The sequence below is a fragment of the Hamadaea sp. genome (assembly GCF_013362815.1).
Taxonomy (GTDB): Bacteria; Actinomycetota; Actinomycetes; order Mycobacteriales; family Micromonosporaceae; genus Hamadaea.
Genome location: NZ_JABFVK010000043.1, coordinates 119,972 through 132,328 on the forward strand (window position 1 = coordinate 119,972; position 12,357 = coordinate 132,328).

The following is a 12,357-nucleotide window of genomic DNA, read 5'->3' on the forward strand; positions in this document are numbered from 1 at the left end:
GGGAGGCGGAGCGATGGAGTGGATCGACCTCGAGTCGGTGATCAAGTGCGACCACGACGGGCGGGTGGCCAACCAGGCGTCCCAGCAGTGGGTCACCATCGGCCGGGTACCGGTGCTGGTCGCGACCGATCCGGAAGGGCGCGACATCGTGGCCTGCCCGAACTATGGCCCGACGATCAAGCCGTGCGTGAAGACGCTGAAGGTCGCCGTCGGCTACAGCGACCGCGTCAAGATCGACGGGCACGCCGTCGTCCTGTCCCATCTGGACGGTCTCACCGACGGTACGCCGCCCGGCCTCGTCCATTACAAGGTCCGTGATCCGAAGCAGACCTACGTGAGGGCCGACCTGTGAAGGCGATCCGGTTCCTGGGCGCGGGATTCGACGCGGCGGTCACCGGCGGCCTCGGCCTGACCTCGGCCGGAACGCTGGCGATGACCTCCGACGACGAGACCGTCCGGCAGGCGTTGTTCCTGCTGCTGTCGACGACACCGGGCGAGCGGCTGATGCGGCCCGGGTACGGTTCGCGGCTGCACCGGCTCGTGTTCGCGCCCAACGACGACACCACCGCCGGGCTGGCCATCCACTACGTACGCCAGGCGATCGCCCGCTGGGAGCCCCGGGTCGACGTGCTCGACGTCGACGCGCACTCCGATCCGGACGCGCCATGGCGGCTGCTCATCCGGCTCGACTACCGGGTCAAGGCGAGCCTGTCCCAGGGTGTGCTGGCCTTCTCGGTGGATCTCGACCCCTATGCCCAGCCGGGCTCCGAAGCAGACGCGGGAGACACGCGATGACCCTGCCCGTGCCCAACCTCGACGACCGCGCCTTCCTCGACCTCGTGACCGAGGCGCGGGACCGGATCCGGCGTACGCGCCCGGACTGGGACCTGTCCGTCCACGATCCGGCCATCGTGCTCGTCGAGGCCTTCGCCCACATCAGCGAGGTGCTGATCTACCGGCTGAACCAGTTGCCGGAGAAGGCGTACGTGGCCTTCCTGAACCTGCTCGGAGTCAGCCGGCACGCCCCGGCCGCCGCCTGGGCCGACGTCACCTTCACGCGTACCGGGTCGGATCAGGGGTCGATCCGGATTCCGGCCGGCACCCGAGTCGCCGCCGCGCGGGGCGCAGATCCGCAGCCGGTCGTCTTCGTCACCACCGAACCGGCGCTGCTGGCGGCCGGCCAGACCGAGGTCACCGTACGCCTGCACCACTGCGAGCTCGTCGACGCCGAGCTGCTCGGCGTGGGCACCGGCGAACCCGGTCAGGTCTTGCGGGCGGCGCGTGCGCCACTGGCGCATACCGCCGAGTCGCTGGACCTGCTGCTCGGAGTGGAGGTTCCGGCCGGTTCGGTCGAGCTCGGGGCGGCTGCCCGGGAACACGAGGGGCGGACGTTCGAGATCTGGCGGCCGGTGGCCAACTTCGCCGAGGCCGGTCCGACCAATTCCGGGCAGGCGAAGGTCTACGTCGTCGACCGCTCCACCGGCACCTTCACCTTCGCGCCCGCCCTCGATCTGCGTACCCCTGAATCCTCGAACGGCTTGACCACCCTCGCGGCGGTGCCGTCCGCGGGCCGCCAGGTGCGGGTCTGGTACCGAGCCGGCGGCGGCCCGGCGGGCAACGTCGGCGCGGACACCTTGACCGGCCTGCGCGACCCGCTGCCGGGCGTGAAAGCGACGAATCCGCAGCCTGCGCGCGGTGGGCGCGCGATGGAGTCGATGGACGCGGCGATGCTGCGCGGACCGTACGAGTTCTTCGCCCAGCAGCGCGCGGTGACCGCGCGCGACTACGAGATCCTCGCGGCCAAGTCCGGCGCGATCGCCCGCGCCCGCGCCTTCACCCGCGCGGACGTCTACAGCTTCGCGCGGCCCGGCGAGGTCGAGGTGGTGCTGGTCCCGTCGGTACCGGACGAGGCGCGCCCCGGCGGCCGCCTGCCGGTCGCGGTCCTGCACGACCACGAGGTCGAGGAGGCGCGCGACCGCGCCGAGGCCGATCTGGAACGGCGGCGCTCGCTCGGCACCAGCTGCCGGGCCACCTGGGCGCGCTACAAGGCCGTCTCGATCAAGGCGACAGTTGTGGTACGCCGAGAGGAGGACGCCGAGGCGGTGGCCCGTCGTATCCACGACCGGCTTTACCAGACGCTCAGCCCGTTGCCGACGGCGTTGAACCCGACCGGATGGGCGTTCGGCGAACCGCTTCGGGCATCCAATGTGTACCGAATGCTGGAGCAGGCCGAGCCGGGTGTGCGCTACGTCGACGACGTCCGCTTCGTGGTCGACGAGGCGCCCGACGCGGGCGTACGCTGCCTGGCCGCCGACCAGTACCAGCCGAACACCTGGTACGCCGGGACCGGGCCGACGCTGTTCCGCTCCACCAACGGCGGCGCGGGCTGGGAGGCGGTCGGCCGGTTCGACGGCGAGACGGTGGTACGCGTCGCGCCGGCTCCCGCGCCGGCCCGCCCCGGCATCGTGCCGCGGCCCGGCTCGGTCGCCGTCCTCACTCAGCGGGAGAACGGTTCGCGCGTACACCTGACCACGGATCTCGGCGAGACCTGGACCCAACTGTCCGGCTTGGACTCCCGGGCGCAGGACGTCGCCTGGCTGGACCGTGACGGCGTCGGCATCCTGCTCGTCGCCACCGACACCGGGCTCTACGAGGTGCCGCTGCTGCCCGGATCGGTGCCGTTGCCGATTCAGGTCGACGCCACCGACGCCGATCGCGGGTTCTACTCGGTGCGTACGTTCGTCTCCGAACGCGGTGTCGCCGGAGTGGCGCTCGCGGCGATGGCGAAGTTCGGCGTCTACCTGTCGACGAACGCGGGCCGCAGTGGCTCGTACGCCAACGTCGGGCTCGCCAACACCGACAATCGCGTGCTGGCGGTCCAGTACGACGGCCCGGCGACGTTGCTGTGGAGCGGCACCGGCGAAGCCGATCCGCAGAAACCGGGTCACGGCTGCTACCGCACCCGGTTGTTCGAAGCCGACGTGAAGTGGCAGGGCCTGCAGTCCGGCTGGACCGGCGGCACCTGCCGGGCACTCGACTTCGCCGGTGGGCTGGCCGTCGCCGCGACCCAGAGCGGTGGCGTGCTCAGCCTGGACACGCTGGCCGCCGATCCACAGTGGAAGACCGTCTCGGTCAACTGCGGCCTCCCGCTGCGAGACCGTACGCGTTTCGTCCCGGTGGACGCGGTCGCTTGCTCCAACGCTTCTTCCGGCGCTTCTGGCGCTTCGGGCGCTTCGTCTGGTGGCGCCGGCCGCTTGATCTTGGCGGGCGGCGCGAACGGCGTCTTCCGCAGTCCGACCGCGGTGGAGTGGACGGCCAGCGCCAACCAGTCCACCGCCGACGTCGTCACCGTCCCCGACACCTGGCTGCTCTGCTCCGGCGAGCATGAGATCAAGGTGGTGCAACAGGATGCGCCGAGCGGCAATTGAGCGGCTGCTCCCGGCCGCGTACCAGCGGGCCGCCGTCCCGGGCAGCGTGCTCGGGGCGCTGCTCGACGCGATGGAGACCCTCCACGAGCCGGACGAACGGCTGCTCGCCGACGTCGACTCGCTGTTCTCGGCGTACCGGACCTCGGACGCGCTGGCGGCGTACCTGACTCGATGGGTGGCCCTCGATCAGGTGATCGCCGCGCCGTCCGGGGCTCGGCTGCCGATCCGTCCCGGGGATCTGCGGAATCTGGTCGCCATCGGCGCTCACCTGGCCCAATGGCGCGGTACGCCCTACGGGATGCAACGGGCGCTGGAGGTCGCCACCGGCGTACCGGGGTTCACGGTCGAGGAGCCCGCCGACCGTCCCTTCCACTTGATCGTCCGCGTACCCGCGGCCGCCGTCGACCGGCTGTCTCTGGTCACCCGCCTGGTCGCCGTCGAGAAGCCGGCCGCCACCACCTTCGAGCTCGCTGTCTCCCCTTAACTCTCAAGGAGCCCTCATGACGACCGAGTGGGCCGTGGTCCCCCTCGCCGAACAGTTCACCCTGAACGCCGAGAACACCGGTGAGCTCAAGTTCAGCGTCACCAATCCCGGCGCGGTGGCCGACACCGTCGTGTTCGACGTCGTGCCCGGTGACGGCGCTGACCGAAGCTGGTTCTCCGTCGACGAACCTCAGCGCCGGGTCGGCCCCAACGAATCCGTCGAATTCCTGGTCAAACTCAAGGTTCCCGCGGGTACGCCACCCGCCCGCGCCGATGTCGTGGGGTTGGCGTACTCGGCCAACACCGCCCCCGAAGAGTCCTCACGGACCAGCGGGCGGGTGGCCTTCGAGTGGAAGCCGAAGGAGAAGCCCAAGCCGATCTGGCCGTGGATCGCCGTGGCGGTGGCCCTGGTCCTGCTCGTCGGCAGCGTCGTGACCTGGCTGCTCGTCTCGAACAAGGGCAAGCCGGTGGTCCTGCCGAGCACCTCGCCGTCGCCGTCGGCCGCACCGACCGGCCCGAAACCGACCAGCGCGCCACCCGAGTCGCCCTGGCCGTCCAATCCGGACTGTCTGGCGCACGACCCCAACAACGTCACGGTCACATTCAACGGCTCGTTCAACGTCTGGCAGGTCATCTCGGGCAATCAGGCGATGATGGCGTTCAAACGCCAGGAGGACGCAGTCGCCGGGCAGGCGCTCGCGCAGGCCTACCGGCTGCAGTGCTTCGTCGGCCGGGACAACACGAGACCCGACCGCTACCGGTACATCTACACGTACTGGAAGGAGCCGGTGCGCCCGGCGCCCGCCATCGCCAACCCGGACTGTCTGTCGCACGACCCCACCTCGCTTACGGTCGCCAACGCGGGCGACATCGGCTGGCGAGTCCAAAGCGGCAGCGAGTACATCGAGGTCATGTCGACCGAGGCGGATGCGAACAACGTGCTCTTGGTGATGCGGCACCACACCGCACACTGCTACGTCGGCCGCGGATACACCGGTGCCGATCGGCTCCAGTACATCGTGGAGTGGGGCCGATGAACCTCACTCCCGCCTTCCCCGAGTTCTCAAGGAGCCCCTTATGACGACCGAGTGGGCCGTGGTCCCCCTCGCCGAACAGTTCACCCTGAACGCCGAGAACACCGGTGAGCTCAAGTTCAGCGTCACCAATCCCGGCGCGGTGGCCGACACCGTCGTGTTCGACGTCGTGCCCGGTGACGGCGCTGACCGAAGCTGGTTCTCCGTCGACGAACCTCAGCGCCGGGTCGGCCCCAACGAATCCGTCGAATTCCTGGTCAAACTCAAGGTTCCCGCGGGTACGCCACCCGCCCGCGCCGATGTCGTGGGGTTGGCGTACTCGGCCAACACCGCCCCCGAAGAGTCCTCACGGACCAGCGGGCGGGTGGCCTTCGAGTGGAAGCCGAAGGAGAAGCCCAAGCCGATCTGGCCGTGGATCGCCGCCGCCGTCGCCCTGGTCCTGCTCGTCGGCAGCGTCGTGACCTGGCTGCTCGTCTCGAACAAGGGCAAGCCGGTGGTCCTGCCGAGCACCAGCCCGTCGGCGGCTTCACCGGCTCCGGTGCCGCCGATCAACCTGACCTTCGAGGCCGAGAACCTCGTCTCCACCGCTCAGCTCTCCCGCAAGGTGGGGTCGACGGCCGTCGTGGTCCAGGACAACTGCTGCAACATCGCTTGGAGCGGCAACCGCCAGCTGTGGTTCCAGGCGCATGCCGTGGACGAGACGTTGTCGGTCAGCTTCTCGACGCCGCGGGAAGCGACCCTCGCCCTGAAGACGATCCGCACGACGTCGTTCGACTACGCCGACACGGTGTGGACTGTGGACGGTCAGCTCGTCGGCGGCACGTTCGCCGGCTTCACGGCAGACGTCCGGAAGACCGCACTGCTGAACGTCGGCTCGTTCAAACTGGCCGCCGGTACGCATACGCTCACCCTGCGGATCGTCGGCAAGAACGCGGCGAGCGGCGGCTACTTCGCCGGGGTGGACCAGATCGTGATCACCTCGTCCGTCGGCGTCGTCAACCCCGGGGACCTCGTGCTCATCACGAAGATCCCCCTGCTGAAGCAGTGAGAGCGCAGTCGTGAGCGGCAAGCAGAAGGCGCTGCTGATCGGGCTGGCCGTCGTGCTGGTCGTCCTCTTCGTGCTGGCCGTCGGGATCGGCGGCCGGCGCGGGGACGGCGACCCCGCCGATCCCCCGGACTTCCTGAGCTGGCTGGGCAAGTTCGGGGCGAAACAGTCGGCGGTGGACCCGGCGACGGTACGCAGCGACTGCGCGGTCGACGGCAAACCCACCACCTTCACCTTCACCGGCTCGTGCACGCTGACCGTGGCCGACCCCGGTGCGCTGAAGACGCTGACCCTGCGCAGCTCGAAGGCGTTCGGCGTCCAGGCGCCCGCTCCCGGGGGAGCCGATGTGCAGGTCAAGGACACCGTTTCACCGTCGCCTCAACCGTCACCTGCCCCTTCGTCGGCATCGTCCCAGGCGGTGGCCAAGATCGCCGTGGACCGGACGACGGAGATCGTGCTGACCTGCCCCGGCTTCGGCACCCAATGCACCGTCGTCGCGACGGCCGGCTGATCGAGGAGGAGACATGGGCGAACTACGCAAGCCGTTCCTGCTCCTGGCCTTCTTGGCCGTGCTGCTGGTCGTGCTGGTCGAGCTCGGCTCCGGGCTCATGCTCGGGGGGTTCGACGCCTCCGGAGCTTTGGCGCACACCGCCGGCGGGATGGACGTCGACCTCGGCGACGTCGGCAACGTCTCCGAGCCGCCCGGCCGCGGGATCATGTACCTGGCCTTCGTCGACATAATCGCGCTCTACACGACCGGGCTGTTCACGCTGAGCCTGATCGTGCCCGACCGCGTACAGGGACGGGTGCAGGGCGTGGCGACCCTGATCGGCTCGATAATCCTGATCATCGTCTCGATCGTCATGCTGATCATCGCGTTCGTCGAACTGATGATCATGATCTCGCTGGTCTTCGCGTTCCCGTTCGGGACGATCGCGTACCTCGCGATCTGGGGGTTCTTCCCGACGGCCAAAGCCTCGGTGATCATCGGCCTGCTGATGTTCCTCAAGCTGGCCTGGGCGGTCCTGCTGATCCTGGCTCAGCCGCGATTCCTGCAGAACAAGGGACTCGTGCTGCTGATCCTGACCTCGTTGGTCTGCACGATCTGCCTGGAGTTCCTGCACGGCCTACTGCCGACGATCTTCGTGAGCATCCTCGACGACGTCGGCGCGATCATCTTCGCCGTCACCGGCATCGTATGGGGCATCGTGCTGCTCGTCGGCTCGATTCCCGCCATCGTCAAGGCCGTACGCGTCACCGCTTCGCTCGCCAAGACTTAGTTTCCTGCGGCGTTCCCCTGCGGATCAGGGATATGCATGCTTCCCGAGGTACCGGAAGCATGCATATCCCTGATCCGGTGCAGTCCGTCGCGTCAGCCGGGCGGATGCCCGGCGGGCGGCGCGCGGTCAGACGGTCCGTTGTCAGGCGTCGAAGGCGGGCTTCGCGCCGAGCAGATCGCTGACCGAGGACTTCGCCTTCGCCGACGCGTCCTTCGCCGTGGCGGCGGCCTGCTTGGCAGCATCGCCGGCCTGCGGCGAATCGCTGAGCTCGGCCTCGACCTCGTCGATCATCACGGCGAGTTCCGCGTCGACCGCCTTGTCCCGGCTGCGCTTGCGGCGCACCGCGTACGCCGTGACAGCGGCAGCCGAACCCGCGGCGATGACTCCGGCCGCGATGTAGGTCTTCTTGCTGGGCATCTTGGGCACGTCCCCTTCCCGAGATCCTCCCGTGGTCCCGCGGATCAACCTAGCGGCCCTCGTGGGCGGTTCGCAGAAAAACGCCGATTTGTCGGCGCGGACGACGTACGGGCAGGATGAAGGGCATGACACGGGTAGCGGTGACCGGCGGAAGTGGCAAACTCGGGCGAGCGGTAGTGACCGATCTACTCGCCCACGGCTACGAGGTGCACGTGCTGGACCTCGTGCCGCCGGCCGATCCGAGAGCGCGGTTCACCCGGGTCGAGCTGTCCGACTACGGGCAGGTCGCCGGCGCTTTGACCGCCGTGGACGACCGGTACGCCCACCTCGACGCCGTGGTGCATCTCGCCGCGCTGCCCGCTCCCGGGGTGGCGCCGAACGCGGTGATCTTCCACAACAATGTGACGGCCAGCTACAACGTCTTCGAGGCGGCTCGCGTGGCCGGCATCCGCAACATCGTCTGGGCCTCCAGCGAAACGTTGCTCGGTCTGCCGTTGGACACGCCGCCGATCGCCATCCCGATCGACGAGACGCATCCGCCCCGGCCGGAATCGGCGTACTCGCTGGGCAAACTGGTCGACGAGACGATCGCGGCGCAGTTCTGCCGCTGGGACCCGCAGTTGAAGATGATCGCGCTGCGGTTCTCCAACGTGATGGAGCCCGCCGACTACGCCCGCTTCCCCGGCTTCGACGACGACGCCCGGCTGCGCAAGTGGAACCTGTGGGGCTACATCGACGCCCGCGACGGCGCGCAGGCGGTCCGCAAGTCCCTGGAGTACCCGACTCCCGGCCTGGAAATCTTCATCATCGCCAACGCGGACACCGTGATGAGCCGCCCGTCGGCGGAGTTGGCCGCCGAGGTCTTCCCGGACGTCGCGGTGACCCGGGAGGTCACCGGCACCGAGACGCTGCTGAGCATCGACAAGGCCCGCAAGCTGCTCGGCTACTCCCCCGAACACAGCTGGCGCACCTCCCCGTAGCGTAGATCGCACCTCCCCGCCTCGTTGATCATGAACCTAGGGTTCCGTCCGACGGCGCGTCGGACCCCCTAGGTTCATGATCAACACGGGCTGGTGCCAACGCGGCGGCGACGGCACCCGCGGCAGGGCGTTGCCGACGATCGAGGCACTAGAGTATGCGAATGCTCTTATGGCTACGACGCAACGTGTTCTGGCTTCGGGTGGAGGCGGCCCTGACCGTCCTCGGCCTGCTCGCCATCGGCGTCTCCGGGCCACTCCGCGAACCGTCCGAAGTGGACCTGCTGAGCGCGCTCAGCCAGCGGATCGTGGCCGCGTTGGAAAACGCGTCGCCGACGGAGCATCACGACCACGGGCACGACATCGCCCAAGGCGATCGAGTGCTGTGCGCCGCCGAAGCCTTCGGCCACGAACCCGCCGACGCCCGACGCATCGAGGAAGTGCGCTGGGCGTACGCCTATTATCTGTGCGCCGCTGCTCCGTCGGGCACGCCATGGGACGTGGCGTCGCGCATCTCCGGACCGGTCGCCGTCCAGCTCAGCACGCCACCGGTCGTACGCATCGCGCAGTCCGGCGCGGGATACCCCGAACGCGTCAAAGCCCTGATTCCGGCGCGCTACCAGGCTCGGGCCAACGGGTTCGCCGACCGGTCGATCCCGGACGGACTTCGGCGGCGGTACGAGACGGAGATCGCCAGCGCCCGTTGATCATGAGGTTAGGCGGTCAGACACGCCGTCAGGTGGGACCATAGGTTCATGATCAACGGGGTCAGGCGAGGGGGCTGAAGGTGACCGCGAACGACATCGGGGCGGCGACCAAGTCGTACGCCGGCAGCGTCTTCGGGCCGCAGGAGGCCGAGCCGATCCCGTGCTGGGCGAGGTCGACGTTGACCCAGACCCGGTCGCCGGGCACGAGGTCGGGAGCGTGCTTCGCCGCGGCGAGCTGCTCCGACGTCCACCGGCGGGCGGTGAGCTGGAAGACCGGGTCGCCTTCGATCCGCAGGCCCAACCCGGAGAAGTCGACGAGCTCGGCCCAGCGGACGTCGATGCGCGACCCGTTCTCCTGGGGCATCACGTAAGGCGTCTGCATCTTGTCGACTGTGGATTCGAAACGGCCGATCCGCGCCGCCTGCCGGACGTCGGCGTACGCCTCGCCGGGGCCGCCGCCGTACCAGGTCACGCCGTCGATGAGACCGGGCAGCCCGAACCGGATCCCCAGCCGGGGCAGCACGACCGGCCACTCCCCGTCCGGTTCGACCGCCAGCTCCAGGCGCAGCCGCTCTTCGTCCGCCGTCCACCGGTACGTCGCGAACAACCCGAAGTCGCCGGCCGCCGCAGCCGCCCGCGTACGCACCACCAGCGCGTCACTCTCCACAGTGGAGGAGATCAGCCGCTCGCGTACGCGATGCAGCCCGTGCTTGCGCCACTCGTCGGCCAGCTTCCCGGTGAAGCCCTCGTCGTTGTCGGTCGGTGCGCGCCAGACGTCCAGCCGCGGCGACTCGAACGCGACCCCGCCGATGCCGGTGAGCCGGCCGTTGGCGAACCGCCCCGGGCCTACCCGCTGCGCGGAGGCCGGCCGTCGCACCGCGTTGAGCGGCCTAGGAGACCAGGCGACCGCCTGCCATTGACCCCACGCGATCTCATGTTCGGCCGCCGCCCACGGAGTGTCCTTGGCCAGCACGGCTCGCACCGTCCAGTACGCCTCTCCCGCAGGCGCGCCCTTCGGCGCCGGGGGCAGCGGCAGGTCCACGTGCGCGCCCGCGGCGACCGCCGGGCAGGGCAGCTCACCGGCGCCGAGAACGATCCCCTGTACCTGATACGACCAGCGCAGCCGGATGTCGATCAGCTCGGCGAAGTCATACAAATTCGTGATCCGCACAGTTCCAGCAGCGCCAGAAGTGATCCGGATCGGTTCGACGACCTTCTTGAACTCCAGCAACCCGGGTGACGGCGTACGGTCCGGGAAGAGGAGGCCGTCGCAGACGAAGTTCCCGTCGTGCACCTCCTCGCCGAAGTCGCCGCCGTAGCCGTAGATCTCCCGGCCCTCGGCGTCCCGCGTACGCAGACCGTGGTCGATCCACTCCCAGATGAACCCGCCCTGGAGGCGGTCGTGGCGCTCGAAGAGCTGCTGGTACTCCAGGATGCCGCCGGGGCCGTTGCCCATGGCGTGCCCGTATTCGCAGAGGATGAACGGCATCCGGCGGCGGCGCGCGTCGAGCTCGGCGTCGTCGAGCGGAGCCTCCGCGCCCTGCCCGATCAGAGCCACCTCGTCCTGGTGGGCGTACATGCGGGAGTAGACGTCGACGTACTGGCAGGAGCGGTCGCCCTCGTAGTGCAGCGGACGGCTCGGATCCAGCTCCCGGATCGCCGTCGCCATGTGACCGAGGTTCTCGCCGACTCCGGCCTCGTTCCCCAGCGACCACATGATGATCGAGGGATGGTTCCGATCCCGGGCGACCATCCGGACGGCCCGGTCGACCAGCGCCTCCCGCCAGGCCGGATCGTCCGTCGGATTACGCCGCCAGCCGGTCTCCTCGAACCCGTGCGTCTCCAGATCGCACTCGTCGACGACCCACAGTCCCAGCTCGTCGCAGAGGTCCAGGAACCGCGGGTGCGGCGGATAGTGACTGGTGCGGACGGCGTTGACGTTGTGCCGCTTCATCAGCAGCAGGTCGGCCCGCATGACCTCGTCGGTCATGACCCGGCCGTGGTCGGGGTCGAACTCGTGCCGGTTGACTCCTCGCAACAGGATCGGGCGGCCGTTCACCCGCAGTATGCCGTCCACGATGGACACAGTGCGGAAGCCGACCTGGAGTACGGCCCGTTCGGTCGCCGTGGCCACCTCTACGCGGTAGAGCCGGGGCGTCTCGGCCGTCCACGGCTGCACCGGGCGGCTCACCGACTCCCCGGCCGCGACGTCGATGCCCAGTTCGGCGCAGGTCACCCGGGCGCCGCCGGCCGGCACGTCGACCACCAACGTGCCCAGACCGCTGCTTTCGGCGTACGAGCTGGTGAGGTGAATGTCGGGCAGACCGGCCGTGGGCCGGGCGATCAGGGTGACGTCCCGGAAGATCCCCGGAAGCCACCACATGTCCTGATCCTCGACGTACGTCGCCGCGGACCATTGGTGCACGCGGACCGCGACCACGTTGCCGGTCGGGCGCAGCAGGTGGCCGACGGCGAACTCGACGGGCAGCCGCGAGCCGAACGTGATGCCCAGCTCGACGCCGTTGAGCCAGACCTTCCCGCACGACTCGACGCCGTCGAACCGCAGCACGGCGTCACCACCCGGCCACTCCGCGGGCAGGTCAAAGACGAGCCGATGATCGCCTGTGGGGTTCTCGTCCGGCACGAACGGCGGGTCGATCGGGATGGGAAACTGCACGTTCGTGTAGATCGGCCGGCCCCACTCACCGTCGCCGTAGAGCGGCCAATGCGACGGAACCGGCAGCTCCGCCCAGCTCGCGTCGTCGAACCCCGGGTCGGCGAAATCCTCGGGCGCGCCCGCCTGCGGCCACCAACGGAACCGCCAGATCCCGTTCAAACTCAGCCGAGGCGCGTCGGAGACGACGTGCGCGCGGGGCGGAAGGCCGCCGGTGCCGGGTGAGATGACCTGGTGGTACGCCACAAGTGCTCCCGTGTCGCGAAGATGTTGCGCTGCCGTGCCCCGCCAATGTAGCCGACGATCTTGACC

12 protein-coding genes are annotated in these 12,357 nt (G+C 69.3%); 10 read left to right on the forward strand and 2 right to left on the reverse strand.

Annotated elements, in window-relative coordinates; translation table 11 throughout:
• Positions 1 to 13: 13 nt before the first annotated feature.
• The 8 genes from HOV77_RS20750 to HOV77_RS20785 are packed head-to-tail and all read left to right on the forward strand — an operon-like array spanning position 14 to position 7,270.
• Positions 14 to 352: a hypothetical protein gene (locus HOV77_RS20750; RefSeq protein ID WP_290864116.1), complete on the forward strand. Its 339-nt coding sequence runs from the start codon at positions 14 to 16 to the stop codon at positions 350 to 352.
• Positions 349 to 795 carry a GPW/gp25 family protein gene (locus HOV77_RS20755; protein ID WP_290864118.1) on the forward strand — a complete coding sequence of 149 codons (447 nt, stop codon included), beginning with the start codon at positions 349 to 351 and terminating at the stop codon, positions 793 to 795. Before HOV77_RS20750 ends, HOV77_RS20755 begins: the two co-directional genes overlap by 4 nt.
• Positions 792 to 3,428, forward strand: coding sequence for a putative baseplate assembly protein (locus HOV77_RS20760; RefSeq protein WP_290864120.1), 2,637 nt, complete (start codon positions 792 to 794; stop codon positions 3,426 to 3,428). Before HOV77_RS20755 ends, HOV77_RS20760 begins: the two co-directional genes overlap by 4 nt.
• Positions 3,409 to 3,912: a phage tail protein gene (locus HOV77_RS20765; RefSeq protein ID WP_290864122.1), complete on the forward strand. Its 504-nt coding sequence runs from the start codon at positions 3,409 to 3,411 to the stop codon at positions 3,910 to 3,912. Before HOV77_RS20760 ends, HOV77_RS20765 begins: the two co-directional genes overlap by 20 nt.
• A gap of 16 nt (positions 3,913 to 3,928) precedes the next feature.
• Positions 3,929 to 4,948, forward strand: coding sequence for a hypothetical protein (locus tag HOV77_RS20770; protein ID WP_290864124.1), 1,020 nt, complete (start codon positions 3,929 to 3,931; stop codon positions 4,946 to 4,948).
• A gap of 40 nt (positions 4,949 to 4,988) precedes the next feature.
• Entirely contained in the window at positions 4,989 to 5,993 is a 1,005-nt protein-coding gene (locus tag HOV77_RS20775) for a hypothetical protein (RefSeq protein ID WP_290864125.1), read from the forward strand.
• A 10-nt stretch (positions 5,994 to 6,003) separates the two neighbouring features.
• The gene (locus HOV77_RS20780; RefSeq protein ID WP_290864127.1) at positions 6,004 to 6,501 is read left to right on the forward strand and encodes a hypothetical protein; all 498 of its coding nucleotides are present in this window, start codon (positions 6,004 to 6,006) and stop codon (positions 6,499 to 6,501) included.
• A gap of 13 nt (positions 6,502 to 6,514) precedes the next feature.
• The gene (locus HOV77_RS20785; protein ID WP_290864129.1) at positions 6,515 to 7,270 is read left to right on the forward strand and encodes a hypothetical protein; all 756 of its coding nucleotides are present in this window, start codon (positions 6,515 to 6,517) and stop codon (positions 7,268 to 7,270) included.
• Positions 7,271 to 7,411: 141 nt separating this feature from the next.
• Here HOV77_RS20785 and HOV77_RS20790 read toward each other — a convergent pair whose 3' ends face one another.
• Positions 7,412 to 7,696, reverse strand: a complete 285-nt coding sequence (locus HOV77_RS20790) for a hypothetical protein (RefSeq protein WP_290864130.1) — start codon at positions 7,694 to 7,696, stop codon at positions 7,412 to 7,414.
• A gap of 116 nt (positions 7,697 to 7,812) precedes the next feature.
• Here HOV77_RS20790 and HOV77_RS20795 point away from each other — a divergent pair, with 116 nt between their 5' ends.
• On the forward strand, positions 7,813 to 8,667 hold the full coding sequence (locus tag HOV77_RS20795) for an NAD(P)-dependent oxidoreductase (protein WP_290864132.1): 855 nt from the start codon (positions 7,813 to 7,815) through the stop codon (positions 8,665 to 8,667).
• Between the two features lie 155 nt (positions 8,668 to 8,822).
• A complete protein-coding gene (locus HOV77_RS20800) occupies positions 8,823 to 9,371 on the forward strand; it encodes a hypothetical protein (RefSeq protein WP_290864134.1) in 549 nt (182 codons plus the stop codon).
• Positions 9,372 to 9,432: 61 nt separating this feature from the next.
• Here HOV77_RS20800 and HOV77_RS20805 read toward each other — a convergent pair whose 3' ends face one another.
• Positions 9,433 to 12,291: a glycoside hydrolase family 2 TIM barrel-domain containing protein gene (locus HOV77_RS20805; protein WP_290864136.1), complete on the reverse strand. Its 2,859-nt coding sequence runs from the start codon at positions 12,289 to 12,291 to the stop codon at positions 9,433 to 9,435.
• Positions 12,292 to 12,357: the final 66 nt, after the last annotated feature.

What these genes read in the sequence shown, in the direction of transcription:
- HOV77_RS20750 (WP_290864116.1), top strand. Translation starts at nt 14, where the DNA reads ATGGAGTGGATCGACCTCGAGTCGGTGATCAAGTGCGACCACGACGGG.
- HOV77_RS20760 (WP_290864120.1), top strand. Translation starts at nt 792, where the DNA reads ATGACCCTGCCCGTGCCCAACCTCGACGACCGCGCCTTCCTCGACCTC.
- HOV77_RS20765 (WP_290864122.1), top strand. Translation starts at nt 3,409, where the DNA reads ATGCGCCGAGCGGCAATTGAGCGGCTGCTCCCGGCCGCGTACCAGCGG.
- HOV77_RS20770 (WP_290864124.1), top strand. Translation starts at nt 3,929, where the DNA reads ATGACGACCGAGTGGGCCGTGGTCCCCCTCGCCGAACAGTTCACCCTG.
- HOV77_RS20775 (WP_290864125.1), top strand. Translation starts at nt 4,989, where the DNA reads ATGACGACCGAGTGGGCCGTGGTCCCCCTCGCCGAACAGTTCACCCTG.
- HOV77_RS20785 (WP_290864129.1), top strand. Translation starts at nt 6,515, where the DNA reads ATGGGCGAACTACGCAAGCCGTTCCTGCTCCTGGCCTTCTTGGCCGTG.
- HOV77_RS20795 (WP_290864132.1), top strand. Translation starts at nt 7,813, where the DNA reads ATGACACGGGTAGCGGTGACCGGCGGAAGTGGCAAACTCGGGCGAGCG.
- HOV77_RS20800 (WP_290864134.1), top strand. Translation starts at nt 8,823, where the DNA reads ATGCGAATGCTCTTATGGCTACGACGCAACGTGTTCTGGCTTCGGGTG.